Annotated in this window: 47 protein-coding genes; 4 read left to right on the top strand and 43 right to left on the bottom strand. The window is 66.3% G+C overall.

Translation table 11 applies throughout. The annotated features are described in order from the left end of the window. Nucleotides 1-16 precede the first annotated feature (16 nt). The 43 genes from ACFFGN_RS18920 to ACFFGN_RS18710 form a co-directional block, all read right to left on the bottom strand. Nucleotides 17-256 (bottom strand): hypothetical protein, encoded by a 240-nt coding sequence (locus ACFFGN_RS18920; protein WP_380049322.1) that lies wholly within the window; start codon nt 254-256, stop codon nt 17-19. Beyond that, nucleotides 253-441 (bottom strand): hypothetical protein, encoded by a 189-nt coding sequence (locus ACFFGN_RS18915; protein ID WP_380049320.1) that lies wholly within the window; start codon nt 439-441, stop codon nt 253-255. Before ACFFGN_RS18915 ends, ACFFGN_RS18920 begins: the two co-directional genes overlap by 4 nt. Next, nucleotides 438-722 carry a hypothetical protein gene (locus ACFFGN_RS18910; RefSeq protein ID WP_380049318.1) on the bottom strand — a complete coding sequence of 95 codons (285 nt, stop codon included), beginning with the start codon at nt 720-722 and terminating at the stop codon, nt 438-440. The genes ACFFGN_RS18915 and ACFFGN_RS18910 overlap by 4 nt, the downstream gene beginning before the upstream one ends. Next, nucleotides 719-1,006 (bottom strand): hypothetical protein, encoded by a 288-nt coding sequence (locus ACFFGN_RS18905; protein WP_380049316.1) that lies wholly within the window; start codon nt 1,004-1,006, stop codon nt 719-721. Before ACFFGN_RS18905 ends, ACFFGN_RS18910 begins: the two co-directional genes overlap by 4 nt. Beyond that, the gene (locus ACFFGN_RS18900) at nt 1,003-1,302 is read right to left on the bottom strand and encodes a hypothetical protein (protein ID WP_380049314.1); all 300 of its coding nucleotides are present in this window, start codon (nt 1,300-1,302) and stop codon (nt 1,003-1,005) included. The genes ACFFGN_RS18905 and ACFFGN_RS18900 overlap by 4 nt, the downstream gene beginning before the upstream one ends. Further along, nucleotides 1,299-1,457: a hypothetical protein gene (locus tag ACFFGN_RS18895; protein ID WP_380049312.1), complete on the bottom strand. Its 159-nt coding sequence runs from the start codon at nt 1,455-1,457 to the stop codon at nt 1,299-1,301. The genes ACFFGN_RS18900 and ACFFGN_RS18895 overlap by 4 nt, the downstream gene beginning before the upstream one ends. Beyond that, a complete protein-coding gene (locus tag ACFFGN_RS18890; RefSeq protein WP_380049310.1) occupies nt 1,454-1,744 on the bottom strand; it encodes a hypothetical protein in 291 nt (96 codons plus the stop codon). The genes ACFFGN_RS18895 and ACFFGN_RS18890 overlap by 4 nt, the downstream gene beginning before the upstream one ends. Nucleotides 1,745-1,776: 32 nt before the next feature. Next, nucleotides 1,777-1,935, bottom strand: coding sequence for a hypothetical protein (locus tag ACFFGN_RS18885; protein ID WP_380049308.1), 159 nt, complete (start codon nt 1,933-1,935; stop codon nt 1,777-1,779). A 98-nt stretch (nt 1,936-2,033) separates the two neighbouring features. Continuing rightward, nucleotides 2,034-2,342 (bottom strand): hypothetical protein, encoded by a 309-nt coding sequence (locus ACFFGN_RS18880; protein WP_380049306.1) that lies wholly within the window; start codon nt 2,340-2,342, stop codon nt 2,034-2,036. Then, on the bottom strand, nt 2,339-3,052 hold the full coding sequence (locus ACFFGN_RS18875) for a hypothetical protein (protein ID WP_380049304.1): 714 nt from the start codon (nt 3,050-3,052) through the stop codon (nt 2,339-2,341). The genes ACFFGN_RS18880 and ACFFGN_RS18875 overlap by 4 nt, the downstream gene beginning before the upstream one ends. Further along, entirely contained in the window at nt 3,045-3,449 is a 405-nt protein-coding gene (locus tag ACFFGN_RS18870; RefSeq protein ID WP_380049302.1) for a hypothetical protein, read from the bottom strand. Before ACFFGN_RS18870 ends, ACFFGN_RS18875 begins: the two co-directional genes overlap by 8 nt. Before the next feature lie 222 nt (nt 3,450-3,671). Continuing rightward, a complete protein-coding gene (locus tag ACFFGN_RS18865) occupies nt 3,672-3,968 on the bottom strand; it encodes a hypothetical protein (protein WP_380049300.1) in 297 nt (98 codons plus the stop codon). A 193-nt stretch (nt 3,969-4,161) separates the two neighbouring features. After that, nucleotides 4,162-4,419, bottom strand: coding sequence for a hypothetical protein (locus ACFFGN_RS18860; RefSeq protein ID WP_380049298.1), 258 nt, complete (start codon nt 4,417-4,419; stop codon nt 4,162-4,164). After that, nucleotides 4,416-5,282 (bottom strand): hypothetical protein, encoded by an 867-nt coding sequence (locus tag ACFFGN_RS18855; protein WP_380049296.1) that lies wholly within the window; start codon nt 5,280-5,282, stop codon nt 4,416-4,418. The genes ACFFGN_RS18860 and ACFFGN_RS18855 overlap by 4 nt, the downstream gene beginning before the upstream one ends. After that, nucleotides 5,279-6,124 (bottom strand): hypothetical protein, encoded by an 846-nt coding sequence (locus ACFFGN_RS18850; RefSeq protein ID WP_380049294.1) that lies wholly within the window; start codon nt 6,122-6,124, stop codon nt 5,279-5,281. Before ACFFGN_RS18850 ends, ACFFGN_RS18855 begins: the two co-directional genes overlap by 4 nt. A gap of 34 nt (nt 6,125-6,158) precedes the next feature. Continuing rightward, nucleotides 6,159-6,758: a RuvC family protein gene (locus ACFFGN_RS18845; RefSeq protein WP_380049292.1), complete on the bottom strand. Its 600-nt coding sequence runs from the start codon at nt 6,756-6,758 to the stop codon at nt 6,159-6,161. Beyond that, the gene (locus ACFFGN_RS18840; protein WP_380049290.1) at nt 6,755-7,150 is read right to left on the bottom strand and encodes an SLOG family protein; all 396 of its coding nucleotides are present in this window, start codon (nt 7,148-7,150) and stop codon (nt 6,755-6,757) included. The genes ACFFGN_RS18845 and ACFFGN_RS18840 overlap by 4 nt, the downstream gene beginning before the upstream one ends. Nucleotides 7,151-7,271: 121 nt before the next feature. Then, nucleotides 7,272-7,472 carry a hypothetical protein gene (locus ACFFGN_RS18835; RefSeq protein ID WP_380049288.1) on the bottom strand — a complete coding sequence of 67 codons (201 nt, stop codon included), beginning with the start codon at nt 7,470-7,472 and terminating at the stop codon, nt 7,272-7,274. Next, on the bottom strand, nt 7,472-8,068 hold the full coding sequence (locus ACFFGN_RS18830) for a hypothetical protein (protein ID WP_380049286.1): 597 nt from the start codon (nt 8,066-8,068) through the stop codon (nt 7,472-7,474). The genes ACFFGN_RS18835 and ACFFGN_RS18830 overlap by 1 nt, the downstream gene beginning before the upstream one ends. Beyond that, nucleotides 8,065-8,337, bottom strand: coding sequence for a hypothetical protein (locus tag ACFFGN_RS18825; protein WP_380049284.1), 273 nt, complete (start codon nt 8,335-8,337; stop codon nt 8,065-8,067). Before ACFFGN_RS18825 ends, ACFFGN_RS18830 begins: the two co-directional genes overlap by 4 nt. Beyond that, nucleotides 8,337-8,546 (bottom strand): hypothetical protein, encoded by a 210-nt coding sequence (locus tag ACFFGN_RS18820; RefSeq protein WP_380049282.1) that lies wholly within the window; start codon nt 8,544-8,546, stop codon nt 8,337-8,339. Before ACFFGN_RS18820 ends, ACFFGN_RS18825 begins: the two co-directional genes overlap by 1 nt. Continuing rightward, complete coding sequence (locus tag ACFFGN_RS18815; RefSeq protein WP_380049280.1) at nt 8,539-8,814, bottom strand: hypothetical protein; 276 nt, start codon at nt 8,812-8,814, stop codon at nt 8,539-8,541. Before ACFFGN_RS18815 ends, ACFFGN_RS18820 begins: the two co-directional genes overlap by 8 nt. Next, entirely contained in the window at nt 8,811-9,704 is an 894-nt protein-coding gene (locus ACFFGN_RS18810) for a hypothetical protein (protein ID WP_380049278.1), read from the bottom strand. The genes ACFFGN_RS18815 and ACFFGN_RS18810 overlap by 4 nt, the downstream gene beginning before the upstream one ends. Next, nucleotides 9,701-10,078 (bottom strand): hypothetical protein, encoded by a 378-nt coding sequence (locus tag ACFFGN_RS18805; protein ID WP_380049276.1) that lies wholly within the window; start codon nt 10,076-10,078, stop codon nt 9,701-9,703. The genes ACFFGN_RS18810 and ACFFGN_RS18805 overlap by 4 nt, the downstream gene beginning before the upstream one ends. Further along, nucleotides 10,078-10,878 carry a hypothetical protein gene (locus ACFFGN_RS18800; RefSeq protein WP_380049274.1) on the bottom strand — a complete coding sequence of 267 codons (801 nt, stop codon included), beginning with the start codon at nt 10,876-10,878 and terminating at the stop codon, nt 10,078-10,080. The genes ACFFGN_RS18805 and ACFFGN_RS18800 overlap by 1 nt, the downstream gene beginning before the upstream one ends. Before the next feature lie 307 nt (nt 10,879-11,185). Then, complete coding sequence (locus ACFFGN_RS18795) at nt 11,186-11,434, bottom strand: hypothetical protein (protein WP_380049272.1); 249 nt, start codon at nt 11,432-11,434, stop codon at nt 11,186-11,188. 151 nt (nt 11,435-11,585) lie between these two features. Further along, entirely contained in the window at nt 11,586-11,840 is a 255-nt protein-coding gene (locus tag ACFFGN_RS18790; RefSeq protein WP_380049270.1) for a hypothetical protein, read from the bottom strand. Then, on the bottom strand, nt 11,837-12,079 hold the full coding sequence (locus ACFFGN_RS18785; RefSeq protein ID WP_380049268.1) for a hypothetical protein: 243 nt from the start codon (nt 12,077-12,079) through the stop codon (nt 11,837-11,839). Before ACFFGN_RS18785 ends, ACFFGN_RS18790 begins: the two co-directional genes overlap by 4 nt. Nucleotides 12,080-12,099: 20 nt before the next feature. Next, complete coding sequence (locus ACFFGN_RS18780; RefSeq protein WP_380049266.1) at nt 12,100-12,258, bottom strand: hypothetical protein; 159 nt, start codon at nt 12,256-12,258, stop codon at nt 12,100-12,102. After that, entirely contained in the window at nt 12,255-12,497 is a 243-nt protein-coding gene (locus ACFFGN_RS18775; RefSeq protein ID WP_380049264.1) for a hypothetical protein, read from the bottom strand. The genes ACFFGN_RS18780 and ACFFGN_RS18775 overlap by 4 nt, the downstream gene beginning before the upstream one ends. Further along, a complete protein-coding gene (locus ACFFGN_RS18770) occupies nt 12,494-12,874 on the bottom strand; it encodes a hypothetical protein (RefSeq protein WP_380049262.1) in 381 nt (126 codons plus the stop codon). Before ACFFGN_RS18770 ends, ACFFGN_RS18775 begins: the two co-directional genes overlap by 4 nt. Next, entirely contained in the window at nt 12,871-13,608 is a 738-nt protein-coding gene (locus ACFFGN_RS18765; protein WP_380049260.1) for an exonuclease domain-containing protein, read from the bottom strand. Before ACFFGN_RS18765 ends, ACFFGN_RS18770 begins: the two co-directional genes overlap by 4 nt. Then, entirely contained in the window at nt 13,605-14,465 is an 861-nt protein-coding gene (locus tag ACFFGN_RS18760) for a recombinase RecT (RefSeq protein ID WP_380049258.1), read from the bottom strand. The genes ACFFGN_RS18765 and ACFFGN_RS18760 overlap by 4 nt, the downstream gene beginning before the upstream one ends. After that, entirely contained in the window at nt 14,462-15,385 is a 924-nt protein-coding gene (locus ACFFGN_RS18755) for a YqaJ viral recombinase family nuclease (protein ID WP_380049256.1), read from the bottom strand. Before ACFFGN_RS18755 ends, ACFFGN_RS18760 begins: the two co-directional genes overlap by 4 nt. Further along, complete coding sequence (locus ACFFGN_RS18750) at nt 15,382-15,591, bottom strand: hypothetical protein (RefSeq protein ID WP_380049254.1); 210 nt, start codon at nt 15,589-15,591, stop codon at nt 15,382-15,384. Before ACFFGN_RS18750 ends, ACFFGN_RS18755 begins: the two co-directional genes overlap by 4 nt. Further along, nucleotides 15,584-16,564 (bottom strand): hypothetical protein, encoded by a 981-nt coding sequence (locus tag ACFFGN_RS18745; protein ID WP_380049252.1) that lies wholly within the window; start codon nt 16,562-16,564, stop codon nt 15,584-15,586. Before ACFFGN_RS18745 ends, ACFFGN_RS18750 begins: the two co-directional genes overlap by 8 nt. Next, nucleotides 16,561-16,836, bottom strand: coding sequence for a hypothetical protein (locus ACFFGN_RS18740; RefSeq protein ID WP_380049250.1), 276 nt, complete (start codon nt 16,834-16,836; stop codon nt 16,561-16,563). The genes ACFFGN_RS18745 and ACFFGN_RS18740 overlap by 4 nt, the downstream gene beginning before the upstream one ends. Beyond that, complete coding sequence (locus ACFFGN_RS18735) at nt 16,833-17,147, bottom strand: hypothetical protein (protein ID WP_380049248.1); 315 nt, start codon at nt 17,145-17,147, stop codon at nt 16,833-16,835. Before ACFFGN_RS18735 ends, ACFFGN_RS18740 begins: the two co-directional genes overlap by 4 nt. Then, nucleotides 17,144-17,425 carry a hypothetical protein gene (locus tag ACFFGN_RS18730; protein ID WP_380049246.1) on the bottom strand — a complete coding sequence of 94 codons (282 nt, stop codon included), beginning with the start codon at nt 17,423-17,425 and terminating at the stop codon, nt 17,144-17,146. Before ACFFGN_RS18730 ends, ACFFGN_RS18735 begins: the two co-directional genes overlap by 4 nt. A gap of 38 nt (nt 17,426-17,463) precedes the next feature. Further along, the gene (locus tag ACFFGN_RS18725; RefSeq protein ID WP_380049244.1) at nt 17,464-17,865 is read right to left on the bottom strand and encodes a hypothetical protein; all 402 of its coding nucleotides are present in this window, start codon (nt 17,863-17,865) and stop codon (nt 17,464-17,466) included. Further along, the gene (locus ACFFGN_RS18720; RefSeq protein ID WP_380049242.1) at nt 17,862-18,296 is read right to left on the bottom strand and encodes a hypothetical protein; all 435 of its coding nucleotides are present in this window, start codon (nt 18,294-18,296) and stop codon (nt 17,862-17,864) included. The genes ACFFGN_RS18725 and ACFFGN_RS18720 overlap by 4 nt, the downstream gene beginning before the upstream one ends. 86 nt (nt 18,297-18,382) lie before the next feature. Then, complete coding sequence (locus tag ACFFGN_RS18715; RefSeq protein ID WP_380049240.1) at nt 18,383-18,568, bottom strand: helix-turn-helix domain-containing protein; 186 nt, start codon at nt 18,566-18,568, stop codon at nt 18,383-18,385. Then, the gene (locus ACFFGN_RS18710; RefSeq protein ID WP_380049238.1) at nt 18,565-18,819 is read right to left on the bottom strand and encodes a helix-turn-helix domain-containing protein; all 255 of its coding nucleotides are present in this window, start codon (nt 18,817-18,819) and stop codon (nt 18,565-18,567) included. The genes ACFFGN_RS18715 and ACFFGN_RS18710 overlap by 4 nt, the downstream gene beginning before the upstream one ends. 293 nt (nt 18,820-19,112) lie before the next feature. Between ACFFGN_RS18710 and ACFFGN_RS18705 the strand changes: the two genes are divergently transcribed. From ACFFGN_RS18705 to ACFFGN_RS18690, 4 genes are all read left to right on the top strand, one after another. Further along, on the top strand, nt 19,113-19,583 hold the full coding sequence (locus ACFFGN_RS18705) for a helix-turn-helix domain-containing protein (RefSeq protein ID WP_380049236.1): 471 nt from the start codon (nt 19,113-19,115) through the stop codon (nt 19,581-19,583). Between the two features lie 195 nt (nt 19,584-19,778). Continuing rightward, nucleotides 19,779-20,099, top strand: coding sequence for a hypothetical protein (locus ACFFGN_RS18700; protein ID WP_380049234.1), 321 nt, complete (start codon nt 19,779-19,781; stop codon nt 20,097-20,099). Beyond that, on the top strand, nt 20,099-20,506 hold the full coding sequence (locus ACFFGN_RS18695; RefSeq protein ID WP_380049232.1) for a hypothetical protein: 408 nt from the start codon (nt 20,099-20,101) through the stop codon (nt 20,504-20,506). Before ACFFGN_RS18700 ends, ACFFGN_RS18695 begins: the two co-directional genes overlap by 1 nt. Further along, a complete protein-coding gene (locus ACFFGN_RS18690) occupies nt 20,506-21,645 on the top strand; it encodes a tyrosine-type recombinase/integrase (RefSeq protein ID WP_380049230.1) in 1,140 nt (379 codons plus the stop codon). The genes ACFFGN_RS18695 and ACFFGN_RS18690 overlap by 1 nt, the downstream gene beginning before the upstream one ends. Nucleotides 21,646-21,665 lie beyond the last annotated feature (20 nt).

The following is a 21,665-nucleotide window of genomic DNA, read 5'->3' as shown; positions in this document are numbered from 1 at the left end:
AATGGGCCGGAGGCAACTACCCCTGGTTGAGTAGGCGGTTGAGGCGGGCGACGCATTCGGCCCAGGTCATGTGACCCAGGCCGGCCGCAAGGTTGGTGCGGGCAGTTTGGGTGAGGTGTTGGTTGAGGACGGGGATGGCGGCGCGTACGGCACGCTCGGCCTGGGCGCGGTGCACGGTGGTGGCGGGGCAGTTGGGGCGGTGGCAGGGGTGCATGGCTTCGGCCGCGGCGGTGATCGCGTCGCCGAGTGCGGTCACCGTCGGCCTGCTAGACGTACGGCGCGGGCTAGGGCCCGGTTGATGGTGACGGCGGGGACGGGGCGGCAGTCTGTGTGCTGGGTGTTGAATGCGGCGCGTTCGGCGGCGAGATAGGGCTGGTGGTCGCCGACGTAGTGGAGTTTCGCGCCGCAGCAGCAGGTGAGGTGGAGGGTGTAGGTGGTCATGGGGTGGTCTCCCCGAGCAGGGCCTGCACGAACCGGTGGCTTCCGTCGTGCATGTGCGTTAGCGCGTCCTGCAGCGCGTACCACGACTCACAGCGGTCGTCTGGCTGGTGACCGTTGCCGTGGGTCGCTGCGTGCATGGCGATCGCAAGGTCGATCTGGCTGCGCAGCCAGCCGTCCAGAGCTTCCCGGACCACCTTGGGGAGGGTGATGTCCTGCAGGTCGTAGTCCTGCTTCAGAAGCGCCGCTACGGCGTCGGCATACGGCTGTTCCGTGTTGGTCATGGTTTGGTCTCCCCGAACTCACGGACGATGCGGGCGGAGTCGTGGCGCGCTCGCCCTTCTCCCTCGACGAAGCGCCAGTTGGCCTTGTCCTCGATCGCCTGCGCGGTCTCGTCGGCCCATTGGCGTCGGAGAGCAGGGAGAGCAGCGGTCAGAGCGGCTAGAGCGGCAAGGCCGACATCGGGGCGCTCGTCCCGCGCATCGCGGTCGACGGTGCCGTACAGGACGCCCTGAATTGCGTCGGCAGCGTCCGTCACGGCCTCTTCGGGGATGGTGGTGTCAGTCATAGCCCCAGAACCTTCCTGCACTCGTCATCGTTTTTCGGGGACCCTTTGCCAGGTGGCAGACCCGTCGCCGCGCAACAGGCGGGGCAGCGCTGAGCGCCCATGCGGGTGAACATGCCAGGGATCATGATCGTGGTGACCTCGATGCCGCAGTCCAGCGTCACCGGCTCGTTGTATATGCCGCCCGATTCCTCGCACTCTTGGTGCTGTTCGGGGGTGAGTTTCGGGTGGTGCAGCAGGTTGCCCTTGACGAGGTGCACCCAGTCGTAGTCCGCGATCGGCAGGTCGGTGTTGGTCACAGGTCCTCCTCAACCGTGATCCGGAAGCTTTGGCCGTGCGGAGTTGCGAGGCGGATCTGGTTCGTGTCTGGGTCGCTATCAAGCAGGACCCGTTTCGGGTCCAGGCCGTCTTCCAGGGTGAGGTAGATGAGTTCGGCGATCGAGTTCGCGTTCATTTCGCCTCCACCTCTGGGTTGACCGCGTCAGCAGCCGTCAGCGCCGCCAGGGACTCGTCCGGCAGCCGTTCGACCTCGGACAGGATCTGCGCATCTCCGATGGCGCGCAGGCCACCGCAGATGCGCATGGACAGCCCACGTCGAGCCAGCCGCAGAAGACGCCTGTCCCACTCGGACGGCGTAAGCACGTCCACCCATTCGCCCTGCGGGTTCACGTAGCCCAGCGGTTCCCAGTTCGAGGACCACTTGATCGACTTGATCAGCTGGTCGAGGTCGTTGCTGCTCATTTCGGCTCCTTGAAGGTCTGGGTGATCTGGGGTCATGAGGCTTCCTTCTGGGCTTTGTTGAACTCTTCGAGGTACAGCTGCCGCAACCGGGCACGGTTCTCCGCAGCAAGCCGGGTCAGGGCACGATGGCGAGCGTTGTTGCGGACCTTCTCGGCGTCGCGCGCGTCTTCGCCAGCGCGCCGCTCGGCCATGTATCGGCGGTTCGCGTCACGACAAGCCGCGCAAGTCGGTTCACGGCGCCGGACATGGACCCGGTACGCCTCAACCGTGCCGCACTCCGGCCGGCCACTCACGCCGCACCGCCCGACTCAGCCACGACGTCGCAGCCATCTGCGCCGAAGACCGTTTCCACACCCGCGCAGTTCGGGCCAAAGCGATGCTCGCCGACATACGCCCCCGCTGCTCGAGCGATATCTGCGTGCTTCTCGCAACTGGCCAGGCTGACGAGCCCGTGCATCGCGCTCTCGCTCATGATGTGCACCGTCGCTGGCGCCCCGCACCGGCGGATGTCCTCGGCAGCAGCGAACTCGTTCAGGGCGTACCTGCAGCCACCGTGGTCGTTGGTGGCTGCATCTCCGATCCAGGGCTCGCTGGTCACGCCGCACCCCCGGCCTCGAGCTCGGCCACCGCACGCAAATGCTGACCAACCACCGCAGGCACCCGCTGCTGCTGCTCAACCGTCAAATCCAGGTCACCCAGAACCCGTTTGATCACACCAGCCAACAACTCGCCCTGCTGCTCAGCCAACCGGACCTCACGCTCAGCGATCCCCATGTCGTGGGCCGTCTTCGCCAACTTGGCACACCGGTCCCGCTCCTGGGCCTCGAGCAGCACCAGACCACGCACGGCCTCACCGGTAACAACCCGGCCGCCTTCCTTCGACGGGGCGAACGTGTGCCCGATCAGGCCACCCGTAGACCCTGCGACAGCGAACTCGACCTCATCGCCCTCGTCATCCACATTGTCTGGCTCCCAGCCCTCAGCGTCCGCCTGAGCCGCGAGCAGCTGCGCGTACAGGTGCAGCCGCAGCCACGACATCTGCAACAGCGACAAGATGATCCGGCCCGGCTCCACCGTCGGATCACCACCAATCGCCGACCACGCCGTGATCGCCATCGCCCGCGCCTTCACCACGTCCGACCGTTCACCCGCATGCATCCGGCACTTGTCCGTCCCCGTGAGCGCGATCGAGTGGCACTCACCGCGGCCGGCCTTCCGCTGCTTCGTGCACTCCCAGCGGCCGTGCTGCTCGCACCAGCGAGCACCACCATGCACCGGGCCAACGTCATGCGTGGGCTGGTCACTCATCGTTGGCTCCTCGGAGTTGTGCGCGGGCTTGGTGGTAGTCGGGTGGTGCGTCTTCGGTGGGGGTTTTGGGGGCGTCGTGGGGTGCGTTGGGGTGGTGGAGGCCTCCGCAGGTTTGGCAGCGGCCGTGGATGTCGATGGCGCCGCGTGTGGGGGGTTTTTTGGTGGTGGGTGGTGGGTGGGGTTGGGTGGCTTGCCACCAGGGGCCTGCTTCGGCGAGGCGGGCTGGGGTGGCGGTGTCGGGGTCGGTGGCTATCCAGGCGATGGCGATGGCGAGGTCTTGGTAGGGGCGGGTGCCGTGGTTGGCTTTGAGGTGGGTGAGAACTGAGCCGGTGGGCCAGTCGGGTCGGAGGGCGTTGGCCATGGCGGCGAGGCGTTCGAGTTGGGGGATTGTGCTCATTTTCCAAGTCCAATCGGCTGGGGTTCGCGCGTTGGGGCCGTACCGTTTTGGATTTGGTCAGCCATAGGCGGTTCGAAAAGCGGGCGGCCGGCTGTAAGACCACGCCAGCCAAGTACTTGTTGCTGTTGCTGTTGCTGTTGCTGTTGGGGAATCCGATCGGAGTCCGCAAACCGATCGGTCTTGGGATCCCAAATCGGATCGCAAAACGGATCCCAAATCGGATCAGTCATTGCACTTCCCGCAGTCCTCGAACTCGCCCGGGTGATCCCACTTTTTGTGGTTCGCGCGGCGGCCGGCTTCACGCCGGTCGGACTTGAGTTTCCGGATGGTCGCGGCGGTCCGGTTGTGCTCGGTGTAGTCGTGAACTACCAGCTCAAGGGCCTCTTTGGGTTGCGGGCAGTCGGGGCAGGCGTGGCCTTTTTCGTGCCAGACGTCGCGGTCGATGAGCTGCTTGACGAACCGTGCGGGTACGTCGGCGACGGCGACGGCTAGGCGGGGGTCGAAGATGCCGTCGTTCATCTCGGATCCGCACCACAAAATGGTCGATACGAACAGCCATTTCGCGCGCGGATCTGCGCTGCGCAGCTTCCGGTTTGTTGGCAAACCGACGTCGATTGGTGCGTACGGACGCTGATCTTTTGCCATCAAAAGCCCCCGTCTTCTGTCGCTCCGGACCTTCTGGGGAGCGCTTTCCCGCGTGGTGGTGGAGCGGTCATGCGGCGCCTCCCTGGACGTAGATGAGGCCGCGGCGTACGAACGTGACGGTCTCGTCGCTGTTCCGGGGCTTGTGGCGGCTGCCGAAATCGTTGGGGTGGGCCTGCTCGAACGCTTCAACTTCGGCCTTGAGGATCTGCCGGCGGGCGCGCTGGTCGGCGGCAGAGTCGTGTGGGAGGCCGGGGCGCGGGGCGGGTGGTAGTGGGAGGTGGCGTTCGACGGTGAGGAGCTCGAGAAGCTCGGCGCGGGTCATCATGCGGCGGCCTGCGCGCTGGGGCGGTGGGTGTAGCGGTCGGCGCGGATGCCGGTGTGTGCTTCGATGCGCCGGTCTGACCAGTGGTCGGCGCGGAGACGGCGTACGACTTCGTACCGGTCGGCGGTGCTGAGTTTCACTGTGCGGTCACCGCCGACGGCGAGGAGGACGGCGGACTCGTCGACCAGGTGCCGGGGGCGCCGGATGGTGCGCTCCATGCCCTGGGGGCGCGCCGTGGGGTCGTCGATGGTGTCGTCGTCCCACGCCATTGCGGGCGCCCAGCCGAGCTGCACTGCCCGGTTCTTCGCGCGGGTGGTGAACCGGGGATCGTCGCTGCATGGGATGTCCCACAGCCGGTCATACACGGCCGCGATCGCGGCCCGCAAGCGTGTTGATGCGTGCTCGCGGCCACGCAGCGCCTCCTGCAAGGATTCGCGGTGACAGTTGGCCTCGGCGGCGATCGCGGTGCACCCGTACCCCATGTGGTGGAGGGCCTGGATACGTCGGATCATGCCGACGGGGGTGAGCACCGCGTGTGGGCGGAAACCGGCGAGTTTCTTCCAGTTGGTGTAGGACACGACCTGGGTGGGGCCTTCTTCGCAGTACCGCCACGCGCAGGAAATGGAGACGTCGAGTGCGTCGGCGATGTCCTGATGGGTCATGCCGCGTTTGCGTGCGGCGACGAGACGCGAGTAGATCCGTTCACCGATCGGGAGACGGCTGGGAATACCGCGGGTGCGGAGCTTTCCCCGGCGGCGACGGTGCTTGTTGAAGGCGTCGCGGCAGGGTTCGCAGGGTTCCTGTCCGGCGACTTTGTGTGCGTAGTAGCCGCGGTGCTGGCCGTGGCGCGGGTCGTCGGGGGTCATGCGGCACCGCGCTGGGAGCGGGCGAGGACAGCGGCCTCGGCGGCGGTGCGGATCCGGCCACCTGCGGCAATGATCGCTTTCCGGATGGTTTGGTGGGAGTACCCGTAGGCGCGCTGCAGTTCGGGGGAAGATTCACCGTCGGCGTATCTGCGGGCGATTTCGGTGCTGGTCGCGGCAGACAGTCGCGGCATGCATCCACCGGTGGGTGCGACGCGCTGGCCGCGGGGCCGCATTTGGCCGCCGGCCGCTTTGACGGCGCGGGCGAGAGTGTTGCTGGAGATGCTGTATTCGCGTTGGAGGCGGGTGGCTGGTTCACCTGCGAGGTAGCGGCGGGCGACGGCGGCTTTGACGTGGTCGGGGACGCCTTTGCGTGCTGGTGGTGGGGGTTCGGTGCCGGGTTGGGTGTAGGTGGTGGGTAGGCCGGTGTTGTGGTGGATTTTGGTGATGGTGTTGGGGGTGAAGATTTCGGGGGTTTCGACGCCGCCTGCTGCGAGGTATTGGTCGCGGATCCCGGACCAGTCGAGCCCGGTTGGTTGTGTTCGGCGTGGCCGTGGTGGTGCTGGGGTGGTTGGGAGTCCGCGGTCCCAGTCGCCGCCGCCGACGTAGGTGAGGTTGCCGGTGTCGCTGGGTGCTGGCCGTGTGACGGGCCGGTCGATGACGTGGTTGTGTAGGCCGGTGTCGGTGGCGAATCCGGCTTGGGAGAACCGGCTTGAGAGGGTGGAGGGGGCGACGCCGTGTAGGGCGGCGAGTTCGGCGATCGTTGCGCCGGCGCGGATTTGCGCGGCGAGGTCGGTGATGGGTGGCAGCTCCGACGGGGCGCCGTCCTTCGCGTGGATCGTCATATCAGGCTCCAGGGGAATGCTCAGGGGCGGTTGGTTAGGCCGCTGGGTTCGATGGGGCTGGCCAGTGGGCGCCGTTCATGGCGGCGAGGTTGGCCTGGGGTAGGTCGTCGATGGGGTGGCCGAGGTGTCGGGCGCCCATGGCGGCCAGGATCAGGGCGTCGGCGATGTCGTTGCCTGTGATGTCGAAGTCGGGGTAGCGCTTGATGACGGCGGCGAGGACGCGGTCTTTCGGGGCGGCTTTGCCGGACCCGAGGGCGTACTTTGTGCGTCCGGCGGGGGATACTTCGGCGACGGGGATGCCCATGTGGTCGAGCTTTCCGACAACCCGCCACCAGAGTCCGGCGAGGTCGCGGCTGGCTGAGCCGACGGACCCGAACGAGGGTGATTCGATCACGGCCAGGTCGATGTAGAGGTTGAACAGGGCGCTGGTGATGCGCTGCTCAATTGCGGTGAGCCGGTCGAGGCGCTGTTTCAGGTTCGGGGCCAGTTTTTTGCCGGTGTCGGGGTTCCGGCCGGTTGCTGGGGCTTTCGACTCGATCCGGGTCGCGCCAGCTGCTGGCGGCCGGTCGGGGCCGACTTCGAGCACGAGCAGCCCGGTCGAGGTGAGCGAGGTGTCGAGACCGACGACGATCATGCGGTGTACCTCCTCACGGGGATGCCTGCCTTCTCGGCCTGCTTGATGCAGTCGGCGGTGCCGTGCGTGCCGTGCGGCTTTTGGAGCCTGCACTTCTTGGACAGGCAAGGGGCGATGAACGCTTGGCAGAGATTGGCGCCGCGAGCGACCATCGCCTTGTTACGAACTGGTCCCGCGCCGTTCCCGTACTTGGCCCAGTCGGCAGCGAGTTCCTCGTGCTCCAGGCCCCGCAGCCGCGCCCATGCTTTCGTGATGGCGTCCACACCGGTCGCGTCGCCGGTGACGGCAGTGAACTTCTGGCAGATAACTCCGAAGAGGAGCATGTCTAGTTCGCGGTGGACAGCGATGACGTCTGTCCAGTCGCGCGGCCCAGTGACGATGACGCGCTTCATGGCTTCTCCTTGCAGCCTTCGACGCACTGCCACAGATAGCGGTCACCCACCTGACGGAGAACACAGAGACCGTCAGTGGCACACGACTCGCAGGTAGCCGGCCAGACACCGCGGGCGCGCTTCACTTGAGCTCCTTCCCGCCACGGAAGACCCGCAGGGAACGGCCCGTCTTGCTGACGTAGATGTCGACTGCTTGACCGGTGTCAGTCACGACCTGAACGACGTAACACTCCCGGTCGGCGCGAGGGTTAAAGCGCGCGATCCGCTTCACCTCAAGCGGGCCCCAGCAGAAGCCATTCCAGGTGTCCCATGGGAGCGTCATCAGTGGTCCTGCCTCTCGCAGGAACTCGCTGTCTGGTCCGGGCAGCCATCAGCGTGGTCCCACGTCGTGGATCCGCAGCAGGGCCAGGGCACGCATTTGCCGCAGTACCCGAAGCCGACCTCGACGCCGCGGCGGTGACCGGCGAGCCAGCAGCGCCAGGTCTCGCGCTGGGCGAATAGGACGTACGGGCCGCGGAAGAGCGTCCACTTGATCGGGCCGCTGATGCAGCGGTTACATCCACCACCCCACTGGTGGCCGTAGCTGCTGACGACACCGAACGAGTAGAGCTTTCCGAGTACCCACGAGACCGCTCTCCACTGGCGCCAGGCTCGATGGTTGATGTCGTGGTTGCAGGTTTGATGGCGAGACGACAGATCGGCGTAGGAGCAGTCCCCACAGGCCGCGCTGTCGCCGCCGGTGTCGCCGTCGTCCAGCGTGTAGGTTGGCCAGTGTCGAGGCGTGGCCGTGCATGGGATGAGGACGAAACCTGCGGGCGCGGCTGGTGGGTTGTCGCTGATCTCGGCGTGGCTGCGCAAGTACCAGTCGATCCAGTCCTCGTCTTCGAGCTGCTCCGGGAAAGCCGGGTGCGTGGTCATGCTGGGTCCTTGTGTGTTTGCGTCTGGTGGGTGTGGTCGTCTTGTTGTTCGGTGATGGCCAGGGCGCGGAGGTCGGGGTGCAGATCGCCCCAGAGCTCGTCGGTGGCGCCGTTGGCGGGGTTGAGGCGTTCGTTGCGGCGTTTGGTGATGTAGTCGGTGCGTGCCTGGGCGGCTTGCTGCGGGGTCCACAGCGGTTGGCCGTCGGTGTACCAGCCGGCGTCACGGGGCTTCTGGCGCTTCAGGGACATGAACCAGATCAGGAGCTTCATCACTCGCTGCCTTCCACGACTGACCAGGCTCCGCGCTGGATCGTGACCTCACGGGTGCGGATGCTGGTGATGCGGGCGAGCACATCGGCGGGCTGTGTGCGGCGCCAGATGCCCACGGTCTCCGCCTTGCGGAACGTCGTGTAGAGGATCTGCGCGGAGCCGTGGTTGAGGAACACGCCGTACTCGGTGTAGGTCTCGGTGTCAGCCATCCTGTCCACCTGCCCGGCCAGCGTCTTCGGGCCATCCGGCGAGGTAGTGGCGGCAGCCATCGCGGTCCCGGTATTCGCGGAGCACCGGAGCGGCGCGCTTCACGTTGTCGGTCTTGGGTATCCACCACTCGGTGAACACGTCAGGGGTTTCCATGTCGGTGCGGGATGAGACGACTTGGAGGTCTCTGCGGCGTACCAGTTCGGCTTGCCAGCAGGTGATCTCGGTCCAGCCGGTCAGGTCGCCGCTGTCCTTCGGTTCGAGGCTCATGCCTGTTCACCTGCCCGGGTAGCGGCCTGCTGTTCCCAGGTCATGCCGCAAGCGGTGCACCGACCGTAGAGAGACTCCTCGTGTCGACATGGCCGCCTATCCCCCCGGTGAGCGGCAGCGCGCATCCGGAGGAACTTGTCCACTGCGTCGCCTTGCGTGCTGGTGATGCCGTTGCGGAAGTGGGCCGCGCGTTCCAGCTCGTCGGCTCGTACGTCGGCTTCGGACTGGAACAGGTCACCATCTGCGATCAACGCACGGGCGGCTTGCGCCCACGTCGGCGGCCGATCGTCGGCGCTGAATACATCCGCAAGACGATGAGTCAGCTTCTCTATGTCCACCACGGGAACGGACTGCTTTGCCGCGTGCACCGGGCATTCGGGGTCGATGTGCCCGGCGCCGCTCTCGGTCAGCGAGTAGCAGCGTCCTGGGCAGCCAGCAGCGACAGCGGGACGGGCATGCGCGGGCGCTTCCTGCGCGACACCAGAGGCCAGCAGCACGTCAGCGAGTTGCGCCGCCTCGGACTCTTCGATGATCGCCGAGCCGTTCTCCCCGTCGATCTGCACACCCGTCAACGCCTCGGTCAGCTTCTCCCTGGTGGCAGTGAGCTGGCGACGATCGAGCTTTGAGGCGAACTCGCGGAGGTTGTCGGCAATCACTTGCCGCGAGCCGCCCGCTAGGCGCTCCGTGTAGGCAGAGATCAGGGCATTCCGCGTGACCGGCGTCTGTTCAGGTTGCGCTGTTCGGGCAGCAGCCTCCAGAGCGGCATACGCAGCCTGGCCATACTGCAACGCGGCGTCTCCGTTGACGAGGTCCAGTGACCCGCCCATGACGTACTGAACCGCCTTGCCCATCTGCCGCTTGATCTCGTCGGTCACGGTGAACCCGGTCATGACTGCACCGCCTCAAAGCAGCGCAGCAAGGTCAGCGCTTCATCCAGAAGCGGCCCAAGGTGATCCGGATCAGCCAGGGCCTCACGGATGCGCTTTGCAGCAAGAGCAGCCGACTGCGCTGGGGTCATCTCCTGCCAGCCGGGCCCTTCGTCTTTCGGGCTGTCCAGGACATCGCGGGCGATTTGCCAGTCGTACGGCTGTCGGGGTTCTACGGGATGAGCAGCGAGCAGGGCGCTCAGATCACCGATGTCCGTTGTGCGCGCCGCGGTGCGGCCAGTGTGATAGGCGCTCTTGCTGAAGTTGTATGCGCGCACGTTCTTGGAGCGCCAGCGCTCAACTAGCGCCTCCAGGTCCTCGCGCAGGGTGGTGGCCATCACTGCCCCGCTTTCGTAGTGCCGACACCCCAGTGCTGACCCCACCGGTCAACGTGCGTGGTGGTGGGCTGACCGCCGACCACCTGCGACTGCCGCGTCTCGTGGCCGTCGGCCAGCACGCACTCACCCCACCCTTTTGCGGACTGACAGGCGGGTACGGTGTCTTCGGTGGCGAGGGCACGCACCTTATGAGCGAACTCGCCGAACAGGCCGCCATACCGAGCAGATGAGTCCCTCCACTCCTCAGCAATACCGGCATACTCCTGCACAAGCTCGTCCAGCCGAGCTTCCAGCGGGTCAGCCTCGGCGGCGATCTTCGCCTGATGGGTCTCCACGCTGATCCGACTCAAGCGAGCAGCGGTCAGCGGTTCGGCATCGGCGAACTTCGGGATGCAATGACCTGACGACTTGTCCCAGACGATTTCACGCCGGACCGGATCGGCTACTTCCTCAGTGGGAGGGGTGGCGAGTCCTGCTTGGCGACGGTCGTAGATGACGATCTCGCGGTCGTCGATGCCAGCGGCCACCACAAGGTCTTCCCACTCGTACCCCGAACCGGGCCTGTCCAGCGGCCACCACTCGCCGTTCTTCTGCCGCTTGTACGTCAGGTCGTAGACCCGGACCAGCACGTCACCGGTTGGTTCTTCCGGGATCGGGCCAGGCAACTGCTCCGCAATGGAGTCGGCCAACTCCCGCAGCCGTTCCTTGGAGCCGCCGAAGTCGGAGATGGCGGACAGTGCATACGCGATCGCCGCGTGGTCCTTGGCTGCGTCCTCACGAGTGATGCTGTACGGGCACATCACGCCACCGCCGCTTCCAGCTCAGGCCGAACAGCATTGTGATCAGCAGCCACCCACACCAACCCCGACGCACACTTCCGATACACCTCACCAGCAGTCGCCACCGGCTCCGTACCAGCCTTCGCAAACCACTCATCCGCCAGCGACCACACCGCAGACGCCGGAACCACCGGCACACCAGCCAGCACCACCTGCAACTGACCCAACAGACACGTGCACCGCCGCGGCCGAGACCAACCCGCCCGGCAACCCTTCCCATGCCGCGCATCGTCGAGCAGATCGCTCAGATGCGCCCTCAACTCCTCCATCACTGCTTCCCCTCTGTAGATACGGATGTTTCGATGCCGGCGCCGTCGAGCCAGTAGATTTCGGTGGCGCCTTGGTGGCCGTGGACGGCGATCACTCCGTTGAGGGAGTTCCATGTGGCGGTGGCGGGCCATTGGCCGTGCCAGCGGAGTGCGACCGTGCCGTCGGTGAATTTCACGCCTTCTGCGACTACGCCGGTGCCGGAGACGCCGGAGATGTCGGTGTGGCGGATAAGTTGGAAGCGCCTCATGACGTTGCCTGCCTGACTTGCCGTGTGCGCAGGTCGGGGCCTTGCTTGTCCGTCCGGTCGGTCCAGCCGCAGCACTGCGAGCACGGGCCAAAGCCGGTGCGGGGTTTCTTCGCGCAGCCGCGGCAGTACCAACGCGCGTACAACCCCGCGTTCACAATGCGTCCATGTGGTGTGTGGTGCTGTGGGTCTGGGTGAGGCTCCGGACCCGCGCGTCGGGAAGGTCTACGAACAGGCGCTTCGAGCGGCGCCGGCCCGCGCGGTACGCGGCGACGGCGAGGAACGTCCAGGCCGGTACCAGCCACGCCAAGCTGAACGCGTGGGCGGCGACCCAGGAGGCGGCTTCGTCGGCGCGGGACCCGATAAACAGGGCCGCGGTGATCAGGGCGGCGGCTTTCTTGCCGTTCACGATTCGCGCTCGATCTGGTCGGCGAGCATGGAGGCGAACTGGGCTACCTCGCGCAGCTCAGCAGGCGTGAGCAGGACGCGATGTGCCCGGTCGTCGATCTGGACGGCGCCCTTGTCGGCGTGCTCGGTGTCGCGGTAGACGTCCAGCGAGCAGGTGGTCCAGGTTGCGTCGTTGAATTCGCGGTCGTAGGCGCTCGGCGGGTTGTCCGCCGAGATGGTCAGCGTGCTGGTGATCGGCATCGGCTCGGTTCCTTCAGGGGTCAGGTCTGGGCGGCGAGGTACTGCTCGGTTTCGAAGATCAACTGATCGGCCTGGCGTCGCACCCCGGCCTCGGCAAACTTGGCGCGGACACGTTTCACGCCCTCAGCACCAGCGAAGATCGGGCGGTTACGGCGCGGGTAACGCGGCTGGTCGTTCATGCGGCGACCGCCGTGGGCATCCAGCGCTGCCGGTGAACGTCGGTGTGGATGTCGTGCTTGGCCGGGTCGGTCACGTACACCAGGCCAAGCCGGGTCCGGTTCGTGGCCGGGTCGTGCTCGGCGGCGACCACGAGCAGGTACTCGCGCCAGTTCACGTCCGTCGGGCCCATCAGGCGACCGACCGTGTGGGTCAGGTTCCCGCTGTAGTTCAGGAACGCCGACGGCTTCTTCGCGGTCATGCAGTGGCCTCGCTGTTCGAGTCGATGGTGGTGGGCCAGATGTGGCACGCGCGGGCGAGCTGGCAGCCGGTGCACATGCAGCCCGTGAAGGTGTCGCCCTCGTCGGACCACTGCCACGTTTGGTGGCCCGCGAGGATCTGGTCGAACGCGGCCTGCATCTCGCGGCGCGCGTAGCTGTGCTCTGCGCGGTATTCAGCCCATTCGGCTTCCCGGCAGTCGCAGGCGACGTGATGCTTTGTGCATGCGACATACCGCGGGTCGAGAGTGTTCGTCGGCGGCACGTACGCCACCGCAGGCAGCAACCGCGGAAACTCGCGGTCCGGGCCTCCGCCGAACGTGACCTTCGGCAGCGGGCCAACCAACTCCGTGCTGCTCATGCGACGGCCTCCTGCCCGTTCTTCGGGACACGGATCGGCCAAGAGCCGTCCACGTCGCTGGCGTCCTCGCCCTTCCGGCGCAGGTAATCGGCAAAGTCGGCCTGCCGGGCGGCATGCCACTTCACCTGCAGGTCATGCAAAACATCGACCGGCCGGGCACCGATCTCGCGGGGGTACCGGGTCGCGAGCTTCCACATCAGGCGGCACGCGGCCAGCGCATCAGCGGCTGCGTTGTGGGCGTCGTCGCCCAGGTCTACGCCGTAGAACTCACACAGCGCCGTCAAGGTCCGCTTCCCGCGCCGGTACTTGTCGACCTCCCGGTCCAGCACGAACGGGTCCAACACCGGCCGGACCGCGCCGTAACCCCCAAGCCGCTCGCCAAGCCCACCCAGCCCGTACCGCAGCAACTCACGATCAAGGATCGTCAGGTCGAAGCTGGCATTCATCGCCACAACGGGGACCCCGGCACGCAGGTCCGCGCACAAAGCCGTGGCCATCTGCGCCAAAGCTGTCGCTGGCGCCACACCTTCAGCGCGTGCCTGCGCGGTCGAGACACCATGCACAGCGGTCGCACCCTCGGGGATCTCGACACCAGGGTCGATCAGCCAGGTCCGGACCAGCGGCGTCTTACCTTCAACGAAGACCAGCGCGGCCGTGACGATCCGGTCAGCCTCGACATCGACCCCAGTGGTCTCGACGTCGAACGCGACGTACGGCCCAGCAGCCCAGGTCATGCGGGCTCACCCGCCAGCCACGCCGCATCCGACGCCTGAGCTTCTTCGTCCACGAACTCGGCCTGAAAAACCTCACCAGTGCCTGTGTCCGTAGGCCCGGCCTCGGTCTGATGCACAGCCGTAGCCGCAGCAACAGAAGGCCGCTCGGCGGCAACATCCCGCACCGCGCGGAGCTGCTCACGGATGTACTCCGCGCTCGTCGGCACCCACTTCGACAACTGGCGGGCGGCCGACTTCAGCCACATCGCCTCTTCGTTGGTGTTCCACGGCGAGTAGTCCGACCGGGCCGACGCGGACTTGGCCTTGATCTCGTTGATCTTCGACCGGTTCAGCACCACGACCTTCGAGGTCGCGCCGCCCTTCATGATCGCGTAGGCGTAAACCAGCTTCAGCTTCCCGCGGTCCTCAGCGTCCCAGTCGATCTCGTGGATCGGACGTTCGTCACGACCCGGCGCGTAGATGAAGTTGTCGTGCTCCCGGACCGCCTCCACGATCACCGAAGCGACCGCGCCGGCCCGATACATGAGCTCGACCAGGCCCTGGTAGCCGGTGATGCCGAGGATCTCTTTCGGTGCGCCCTTACGGGGTGACTGCGGCACTAGGTAGAACTGCTCGGTGCCGGGTTCGAGGCCGAGCCGGGCGGCGGTGAGCAGGGCGGACATGAATGCGCCGGTGTTGTTCGCGGCGGCTTCGGCGACCTTCGGGTCGCGACGTAAGGCGCCGACGGCGAGCCGGACCCAGGTCTCTGCCTTCACGTGGGAGGGCAGGACGTCGGCGAAGTCTTTGCTGTACCGCTGAACCATTGCGCCCGGCGAGTTGTCGCGGGTCGCGACGGCGTTGCTGACTGTCTCGGTCATGCTGCTGCTTCCGTTTCGGTGGTGAGGTCGGGGAGGTTCTTGGCGGTCACGACGTACGGGGTGCCGTCGCCGCGGGCTTGCCGGTTCGCGATCGTGTAGCCGTTCCAGGTGGCGGTGTGGGCGTTGCCCATCTCGGCTGCGACGGCGGACTTGGCTTGCCGTTCGACCGCTTTGGCGGCGTCCAGTCCAGCGCGGGCCGCGATGAACGCGCGCGCTACGGGGGTGGACAGTTCGTGGGAGACGGGGTCGATGTCGGGGTGCATCTCCTGCACCGCCTTGTAGGTGGCCTCGTGGTCGTCGATCGGTGGCGGTGTACCGGCGGCCAGGGTGGCGAGGAACTCGACGGCGGCGTCACGGAGCAGTTGGGCTTCGTCGGCGTCGTATTCGAGGACGTATTCGCGGTAGTCGAGGCCGGAGATGAGGACCGCGACGTGGCCAGTGTCGAGGCCGAGGGTGTCGAGGTACCACATGACCTGGGCGCGGACGTGGACGGGGATTTCGTCGGTGTCGGTGGCGCCCCAGCGGTCACCGAACGGTGAGGTTTTGGCTTCGAGCAGGCTGACGATGTGGCCGTCGAAGTCGGAGCGGAGCCGGTCGGGGTTGGCGATTTGCCAGGGCCGTTCGGAGTGCCGGTAGGTGCCGGATGGTTGGAGTAGGCTGCCGAGGTTGTGGACCTCGCGGTGCTTGTCGCAGACGGCGTTTTCGAGGCGGGTGCCCCATTCCATTTCGGGCGACTCAGCGACAGGGCCGATGAGTCCGGCTTTGCGGTGCCACAGCGAGTACCGGGATTCGAACGGCGACAGGCCGAGCACGGCGGCGATCTCGCTGCCGCCGAGCCCCTTAGCGCGGGCGGCGTGCCACTCGTCGCTGCCCGGCTTGAACGTGCCGACCAGTTCGGCGGTGCCGACCCGGGCGGTCACTGTGCACCTGCCTGAACCGGCTCCACATGGGTGAGAGCGATGCCCCCGGCGTACCCGTCCACGAGGACTACGGCGGCGCCGGAGGACAGCACCCATGCAGCCGACCGCGTCACTGACTCGCGACCCGGTTCGTCTTTGAACGCAGGCCAGAACAGCACTCGGGTGCCGATCGGGTTGGCTGTGTTCCATGCCGCGATGTCAGCCATTGGTCCCACCTGCCCGGATAGCGGCAGCGCGGTCGGCCAGGCGAATGAGGATGTCCCGTTGCGCCTGGCGGTAGCCCTTGAACCACTCGTCGTCGTTCGCGCTGATGTCCACGCCGAACTCGTCTGCCGTCTTCTCCAGCTCGCCTGCTCGTACGTCGGCTTCGGACTGGAACACACCAGCAGCGAGGAGAGCGTTCAGGATCTGGCTCGCCCCGTCGAAGTCGCGCGGACTGGCCTCTCCGCTGAGTTCCTCGTGACGGGCGGTCAGGGCCCGCTCGATGACACTGCGAGCCATCTTGCGGTCCACTACTGGGGTGGAGGGAGTATCCGAACGCGCAGCCTCGGATACGTGTTGCGCGGGCGCTTCCTGCACGACACCAGAAGCCAGTACGCGGTCAGCGAGTTGCGCCGCCTCGGACTCTTCGATGATCGCCGAGCCGTTCTCCCCGTCGATCTGCACACCCGTCAACGCCTCGGTCAGCTTCTCCCTGGTGGCAACAAGCTGCGGGTGAACCGGACAGTTCGGGTTAGGGTCGCGCCCGTCCATCTCATCGACCGCAACCCAGTGCGGGCGACAAATGCAGATCGGTTGCGGCACCAACGCGAGGATGGCGTCAACCCGATGAGCTTCGATGTGATCGACTGGTGTGATCACTCCGCCTTCGGCGATGATCTTCGTTCCGCACACGCACTCGATCTCCGTCCGAGACTGGCCTAGCCAGCGGGTGTCGGCGAGGTGGTGGTCACGATGGATCGCAAGCAGGGCTTCCCGGTCCAGTGCGGCCAGTGCGGGCGCGGGTTGCGCTGTCCGGGCAGCAGCCTCCAGCGCAGCGCGGGCGTCGGCGCGCCAATGTCCTCGAATCGTCTCGGACTGCTGGCGGTAGTCGCCGGGGAAGTTGGGAGCCGTCAGGCCGTTGTAGAGCGACTCCGCTGCCGCATCCACGGCCTCGTCGGTCACGGGGAACCCGGTCATGAGTGACCCCTCGGGCAGGCAGCCTTCACAGCGGCCAGGCAGTCAGGGCAGCGCCGCTTCCCGTCGCGGCCTTCACAGACGTGGAAGTGGAAGCCGGAGAGGATGATGTCGGTGGCGGGGCGGCGGGTGCCTTTGTAGGTCACGCCGCAATCCCGGCACTGGAGAACCATCGGGTCCCAGCCGACGATGCCTTCGACCTTGCCGGGCAGCGTGGGTAGCTGTTCGGCGATTTCCCGGGTCTCCCACAGGTCCAGTTCCAACTGGGCAGTCATGCGATCACTCCGTTGCCGTAGCACTTCGTGCAGGTGATGGTCTGGCCGGTGCGCTCGTGCTCGACGTGGCCTTCTCCGTCGCACCAGGTGCATTCGTCGCCGCACATGAACCGGGCGCAGTCACACGTCGCGACAGTGCAGGGCGTGTGGCGAACCGAAGGGCTGGACTTGTCGTGCATGCAGTCGCCGTGGCCGCACCCGATACAGGGCGGGCACTCGACCGGGTCGAAGTTGTCGAGGTCGGTACATTCATGGCGGCCATCGGCGTACGTGATGGCGGCGGCGAGGGCGACCAGCTCGGTGACGGTCATGACCGGGCCGCCTCACGGATCGCGACCGCGTTAGCTTCACGGCCCGGCAGGTAACCCACGTCGTACGGGCCACGCGCCTCCACCGGACGATCCGCAACCTCGGCCTCGTGAACCCGCTGCGCCACGGCCTGAGCCAAACGACGCGCCTCATCAGCCAGCTTGTTCAAATACCGGATCGCAAGCTCGGGCTGGCTCGAGCTGAAGTAGACCTCCATGCCCTCGTGAAGCACGACGACCGGAATGTCCCCGGCGGTACCGCCCATACGGGAAGACGGCATGTCTTCGGCCCTGGGGACGAAGGAAACACTCGGCCCGCTCACAGCTCAGCCGTCCGGGTCTCGTCCATCACGTCAGTGCGGACAACCAGCGGGCGGCAGTGGACGCACCACAGCTGCCACGCGGGGACGTTGGTCTTGTGGCACCGGTAGCACAGGTGCGGTGCCGGCTGGTTCGGGTCCGGGGTCCCGCAGTCCGGGCTGAACAACAGGTCGACCGGGTCGGCCCAGTCGAGTGCGTCGTTGGCCCACGGGTCGCCGAACATGACGGGCGGCGTCGTCTCCACCGGGATCGCCTTCGCCGGAGCGGGAGCGGGAGCGGGAGCGGCGCCTGCCTCGGTCTCGAGGCGATCGCAGCGGGCGCGGGCGTCCGACACGCAGAGCGTGATCACGATGGCGAGCAGCGTGGCGATGGGGACTGCGATCGCAAGCGCCATCTTCATGAGAGACCCGCGATCAGGGTCGAGACGGCGCGCGCGGCAGCATCCAGATCGGAGAACTCGCGGACCTCGCCGGTCGCTTCGCCGAGGTCGCGCCAGTCGGTGCCGCTGTAGAAGCCGACCGACACGTGCCCGCCCTGGTAGCTCATCTGGTCGTTGTTGACGACGACGGAACCGTTGGAGGTGCGGTAGATCAGGTCGTAGACCTCGACCTCGTACACGCCGAGCTTGATGTTGCTGGCCTCGGCGAGATCGGAAACTTTCTCGGCGACGGTCAGCAGGATCATCAGCGGCACCGCGTTGGTCAGGTCGTCGTACGCCTTCTTGACCTCGGCAAGCACGGTGGGAGTGAGGAGGGTGGCGACGCGGACCGCGTAGTCCTCGGTCGCTTCGCCGGGGTGCGCGGTGTAGTCGACTGCCGTGACGGTGTTCATTGGTACGATCTCCTTGTTGTCTGATGGGCCCTGACGCTGCTTGACGGTGGAGTCGGGGCCCTTCGGCATTACTGATGGGGGCGGCCTCAGGCCGCGCGGCGCCTGCTGTCGAGGAACTCCTGCAAGGCGCTGGGCTCGACCCGGTACGTCGGCCGACGCTCGGCGCCGACGTTGATCGCCGGAAGCTCACGGCGACGGATCAGCCTGCGGACGTGCGTCGGGGTCAGCTGAAGGTGCGCCGCGACGTCCTCAACGGTCAGCAGCGTGATCATGCTGCACTCCGGCGGCGCGCAGGTTGCGCACTGTGAGTGGACACGCGCGGCACGAAAAGATCATCGACGCCGACCTTCAGACGCTCCGCGATACGCAGCGCAGCCTCGGGTTCAAGCGTGTCCACCTCGCCGCGCAGTAGCCGGCCGAGGTAGGAGTGCGACTTCCAGCCGATGTCAGATGCGAGCTGGCGCTGGGAAATCTCCTGGATGACCAGGAGCCTCGCCAGTTTCCTGCGATCGATCAGCTTCATGTAGAGCTCCGGAAGGACTGGTGCCCGAGTGGTTCGCCTCACTGTAACCCCCTGATGTTCATAGTGTCCACTGTCGGTGCACAAAGCATGCCTGAACGGTGCCCGGTCGTCAAGCAATCACAGCGCTGTGTTTCCCCTGATCAGCGCTTGACCTGCGTATTCTCGGTTTACGACAGGTGGCTACATTGGTGCCCACCTATCGCGGTGCGGCCGGTGTCCAACCGGACTAGCGCGCCGCCTCCGAGCCGTGCACGATTGTTGCCAGAGAGTCACCAGGAAGGTGTCCATCGACCATGGGGCGTTTGTGGGACCTCATCCAGCACCACATCGACTCGTCGCCCTATCCGCCATCCGAACGACAGGTAGCCCTCAAGCTCGGCGTGCCCCCCACGCTCCTCCGCAAATGGAAGGAGCTGAAAAGGCTCCCCAGCCGGGACAACCTCGAAGCAATCGCGGACCTGGTCGGCGTCCGCTACGCAGTGGTCCTGGAGGCAGCTCTATACGACACCGGCTACCACGAAGGAGGTGGGGGACAAGATGCACCACGAAGTTCCACCCCCATGAACGAAGCGGCACTGCGCCGCGAACTCGAGCACGCACAGGCTGACCTTGAAGACTGGGAAGCCAGCAAACGGGACACCCCAGGCGGGCGCAGGTTACGGGAGAACCTACGTCGCAAGGTGTCCGAACTGGAAGCTCAACTGGCCACTAGCCAAACGGAACGTAACGGTTCCGATTCGCCTGGTACCGAGTCCAGTTTGTGACGTTCAACTACCTAACGGCTGAACGGTTCTGACCGATACAACGGTCACTACCAGACACCGGCCACTCGCTTACGGCCGCTACCCGTTCACGAGCCCGGTGCTGGCAGGTTCCACAAGACGCCCAATTGGAAGTACGAGGTGGGTTGGAGCATGTCAAGCATTTGGAATGTCCACAGTGTCGTCACCGGAGCGGCGGTGGCGGCAGCCATCACATCATTCGCCTGCGATCTGCTGATCCCGTCATGCGGATTCGCTGGCCGGCTAGGGCTCGCGTTCGTGATCATCGCGGCGGTGAGCTACAGCCACCAGCATCACCGGTCCGTCGCTCGCGAGGTCGAAGTGGCCTTCGAGCGGCGGGCCGCGGAGCTGAAGGAAGCGTTCGACGAGTACCAAGGCGGGGCATGGGAGATGGGGCGCCGTGCCGAACGACGCCGACACCAGGAAGAAGACCAGAGCAGCCGCAGCCAGCTCGCGCTGGTTCAAGATCTGCGGCCGAGGCATCGCAGGGGGAACTGATGAAACGCCTAGCTATCGTCGCCGCCCTGGTCGGCGCACTCGCCGGCTGCGGCGCGCAGGAGGACCCCCCGCCGGCACCGGCCGCGCCGGTCACATCGGCAACTGCGCCGACAGTCACCTTCTTCGCGGAGGGGGATGGGACTGATTCGGGCAGCCTGACCATGATCACTGAGTCGGGCGGCACGCTGCAGAAGGACGTGGGGTTGCCGCTGAGGAACGGCAGCACGGGGGAGCAGGGCGTCACCTCACACGCCTTCCGCTCCGGTGCCACGCTCTACCTGTCGGTGCAGAACTCCAACGGGTACGGCGCGGTGACGTGCCGCATCGCGGTCAACGGCGTCGAGATCGACAAGGTCACCTCCAGCGGCGGGTACAAGATCGCCACGTGCCGCGGGCGGGTGCCCTAGTGGGGCACGTCAAAGATCTGTGGATGAAACGGGACCCTGAGACGGGCAAGAAGGTTCGATCGGCCAGGTACGGGCGCGGGAAACGGTGGCTCGCCCGGTGGATCGCGCCCAACGGCGAAGAAGACACGCAGGCCTTCGCGTTGAAAGACGAGGCGCTGCTGCACATCTCGGCAATGGAGACTTCCAAAGCGGCCGGTACCTACATTGATCCCCGGGTCGCGCGCCAGACGTTCCAGGAGTACGCCGAGAGGTGGCGCGCCGACCAGCTGCACCATCGCAAGGCGTCAGCCGTGGGTGCCGAGCTGGCATTGCGGGTCCATGTTTACCCCGTCATTGGCGGGGTGCCGATTGGCAGTATCACGCGCGGCCAGGTGCAGCTGGTGGTCAATACCTTCTCGAAGGTGCTCGCGCCCACGACGTGCGAGGTGACCTACGGCTATATGGCCACGGTGTTTCGATCCGCGGTGCTTGACCGGGTGATCGAGAGGTCCCCGTGCGTGAGGATCAATCTGCCGGAGGTCGTGAAGAAGAAGGTGACTCCGCTGCTGTTGGAGCAGGTCACCGCGATCTACGACCACATGCCGGGCCGGTACAAGAACGCTGTGGAGGTAGCGGCAGCGTCTGGGCTGCGGCAGGGCGAGCTGTTCGGGTTGACGGTTGATCGCTTGGATGGGGCGTGTGACGACCTGACGCTGGTTATCGACCGGCAGCGGGACGAGGCGTCGACGTGGAAGCCGCCGAAGACGAAGGCCGGGGATCGGAAGGTGCGTCTTGGGTTGCACGGGTCGCGGGCGATCTGGCGGCAGCTGAATGCCTATGGGGAGTCGCGGTACGGGCATGTGTTCGCGACGGCTCGGGGGAGCAGTGTGAGCCGCACGCTGGCCGGTGACCTGTGGCGTGATGCTGCGGACGGGCTTGGTTTGTGGGAGCGCTCTGGGTGGCATGACCTGCGGCACTACCACGCGTCGAAGCTGATCAGGTTGGGGTTGTCGGTGACGGCGATCGCGGACCGGCTCGGGCACTCTGATCAGAAGGAGACGTACGAGACGTACCTGCATTTGTGGCCGGATGACTCGGAGCGTGCGGTCATCGCGACGGACATGGCGATGGCTGAGCTTGCGTTCGGGCAGGCGGCGTAGTGGTGGCCAGGGTGGGCGGG

Source organism: Kribbella deserti, from assembly GCF_042434725.1.
GTDB lineage: Bacteria > Actinomycetota > Actinomycetes > Propionibacteriales > Kribbellaceae > Kribbella > Kribbella deserti.
The sequence above is the reverse complement of the archived record's forward strand: the minus strand, read 5'-3'. Positions and strand labels throughout refer to the sequence as shown.

Bases quoted from the DNA above. Each gene is read 5' to 3' on its own strand.
- ACFFGN_RS18915 (WP_380049320.1), bottom strand. From the start codon at position 441: ATGACCACCTACACCCTCCACCTCACCTGCTGCTGCGGCGCGAAACTC.
- ACFFGN_RS18910 (WP_380049318.1), bottom strand. From the start codon at position 722: ATGACCAACACGGAACAGCCGTATGCCGACGCCGTAGCGGCGCTTCTG.
- ACFFGN_RS18905 (WP_380049316.1), bottom strand. From the start codon at position 1,006: ATGACTGACACCACCATCCCCGAAGAGGCCGTGACGGACGCTGCCGAC.
- ACFFGN_RS18895 (WP_380049312.1), bottom strand. From the start codon at position 1,457: ATGAACGCGAACTCGATCGCCGAACTCATCTACCTCACCCTGGAAGAC.
- ACFFGN_RS18890 (WP_380049310.1), bottom strand. From the start codon at position 1,744: ATGAGCAGCAACGACCTCGACCAGCTGATCAAGTCGATCAAGTGGTCC.
- ACFFGN_RS18885 (WP_380049308.1), bottom strand. From the start codon at position 1,935: ATGGCCGAGCGGCGCGCTGGCGAAGACGCGCGCGACGCCGAGAAGGTC.
- ACFFGN_RS18875 (WP_380049304.1), bottom strand. From the start codon at position 3,052: ATGAGTGACCAGCCCACGCATGACGTTGGCCCGGTGCATGGTGGTGCT.
- ACFFGN_RS18870 (WP_380049302.1), bottom strand. From the start codon at position 3,449: ATGAGCACAATCCCCCAACTCGAACGCCTCGCCGCCATGGCCAACGCC.
- ACFFGN_RS18865 (WP_380049300.1), bottom strand. From the start codon at position 3,968: ATGAACGACGGCATCTTCGACCCCCGCCTAGCCGTCGCCGTCGCCGAC.
- ACFFGN_RS18860 (WP_380049298.1), bottom strand. From the start codon at position 4,419: ATGATGACCCGCGCCGAGCTTCTCGAGCTCCTCACCGTCGAACGCCAC.
- ACFFGN_RS18855 (WP_380049296.1), bottom strand. From the start codon at position 5,282: ATGACCCCCGACGACCCGCGCCACGGCCAGCACCGCGGCTACTACGCA.
- ACFFGN_RS18850 (WP_380049294.1), bottom strand. From the start codon at position 6,124: ATGACGATCCACGCGAAGGACGGCGCCCCGTCGGAGCTGCCACCCATC.
- ACFFGN_RS18845 (WP_380049292.1), bottom strand. From the start codon at position 6,758: ATGATCGTCGTCGGTCTCGACACCTCGCTCACCTCGACCGGGCTGCTC.
- ACFFGN_RS18840 (WP_380049290.1), bottom strand. From the start codon at position 7,150: ATGAAGCGCGTCATCGTCACTGGGCCGCGCGACTGGACAGACGTCATC.
- ACFFGN_RS18835 (WP_380049288.1), bottom strand. From the start codon at position 7,472: ATGACGCTCCCATGGGACACCTGGAATGGCTTCTGCTGGGGCCCGCTT.
- ACFFGN_RS18830 (WP_380049286.1), bottom strand. From the start codon at position 8,068: ATGACCACGCACCCGGCTTTCCCGGAGCAGCTCGAAGACGAGGACTGG.
- ACFFGN_RS18825 (WP_380049284.1), bottom strand. From the start codon at position 8,337: ATGAAGCTCCTGATCTGGTTCATGTCCCTGAAGCGCCAGAAGCCCCGT.
- ACFFGN_RS18820 (WP_380049282.1), bottom strand. From the start codon at position 8,546: ATGGCTGACACCGAGACCTACACCGAGTACGGCGTGTTCCTCAACCAC.
- ACFFGN_RS18815 (WP_380049280.1), bottom strand. From the start codon at position 8,814: ATGAGCCTCGAACCGAAGGACAGCGGCGACCTGACCGGCTGGACCGAG.
- ACFFGN_RS18810 (WP_380049278.1), bottom strand. From the start codon at position 9,704: ATGACCGGGTTCACCGTGACCGACGAGATCAAGCGGCAGATGGGCAAG.
- ACFFGN_RS18805 (WP_380049276.1), bottom strand. From the start codon at position 10,078: ATGGCCACCACCCTGCGCGAGGACCTGGAGGCGCTAGTTGAGCGCTGG.
- ACFFGN_RS18800 (WP_380049274.1), bottom strand. From the start codon at position 10,878: ATGTGCCCGTACAGCATCACTCGTGAGGACGCAGCCAAGGACCACGCG.
- ACFFGN_RS18795 (WP_380049272.1), bottom strand. From the start codon at position 11,434: ATGAGGCGCTTCCAACTTATCCGCCACACCGACATCTCCGGCGTCTCC.
- ACFFGN_RS18785 (WP_380049268.1), bottom strand. From the start codon at position 12,079: ATGCCGATCACCAGCACGCTGACCATCTCGGCGGACAACCCGCCGAGC.
- ACFFGN_RS18780 (WP_380049266.1), bottom strand. From the start codon at position 12,258: ATGAACGACCAGCCGCGTTACCCGCGCCGTAACCGCCCGATCTTCGCT.
- ACFFGN_RS18775 (WP_380049264.1), bottom strand. From the start codon at position 12,497: ATGACCGCGAAGAAGCCGTCGGCGTTCCTGAACTACAGCGGGAACCTG.
- ACFFGN_RS18770 (WP_380049262.1), bottom strand. From the start codon at position 12,874: ATGAGCAGCACGGAGTTGGTTGGCCCGCTGCCGAAGGTCACGTTCGGC.
- ACFFGN_RS18765 (WP_380049260.1), bottom strand. From the start codon at position 13,608: ATGACCTGGGCTGCTGGGCCGTACGTCGCGTTCGACGTCGAGACCACT.
- ACFFGN_RS18760 (WP_380049258.1), bottom strand. From the start codon at position 14,465: ATGACCGAGACAGTCAGCAACGCCGTCGCGACCCGCGACAACTCGCCG.
- ACFFGN_RS18750 (WP_380049254.1), bottom strand. From the start codon at position 15,591: ATGGCTGACATCGCGGCATGGAACACAGCCAACCCGATCGGCACCCGA.
- ACFFGN_RS18745 (WP_380049252.1), bottom strand. From the start codon at position 16,564: ATGACCGGGTTCCCCGTGACCGACGAGGCCGTGGATGCGGCAGCGGAG.
- ACFFGN_RS18740 (WP_380049250.1), bottom strand. From the start codon at position 16,836: ATGACTGCCCAGTTGGAACTGGACCTGTGGGAGACCCGGGAAATCGCC.
- ACFFGN_RS18735 (WP_380049248.1), bottom strand. From the start codon at position 17,147: ATGACCGTCACCGAGCTGGTCGCCCTCGCCGCCGCCATCACGTACGCC.
- ACFFGN_RS18730 (WP_380049246.1), bottom strand. From the start codon at position 17,425: ATGCCGTCTTCCCGTATGGGCGGTACCGCCGGGGACATTCCGGTCGTC.
- ACFFGN_RS18725 (WP_380049244.1), bottom strand. From the start codon at position 17,865: ATGAAGATGGCGCTTGCGATCGCAGTCCCCATCGCCACGCTGCTCGCC.
- ACFFGN_RS18720 (WP_380049242.1), bottom strand. From the start codon at position 18,296: ATGAACACCGTCACGGCAGTCGACTACACCGCGCACCCCGGCGAAGCG.
- ACFFGN_RS18715 (WP_380049240.1), bottom strand. From the start codon at position 18,568: ATGATCACGCTGCTGACCGTTGAGGACGTCGCGGCGCACCTTCAGCTG.
- ACFFGN_RS18710 (WP_380049238.1), bottom strand. From the start codon at position 18,819: ATGAAGCTGATCGATCGCAGGAAACTGGCGAGGCTCCTGGTCATCCAG.
- ACFFGN_RS18705 (WP_380049236.1), top strand. From the start codon at position 19,113: ATGGGGCGTTTGTGGGACCTCATCCAGCACCACATCGACTCGTCGCCC.
- ACFFGN_RS18695 (WP_380049232.1), top strand. From the start codon at position 20,099: ATGAAACGCCTAGCTATCGTCGCCGCCCTGGTCGGCGCACTCGCCGGC.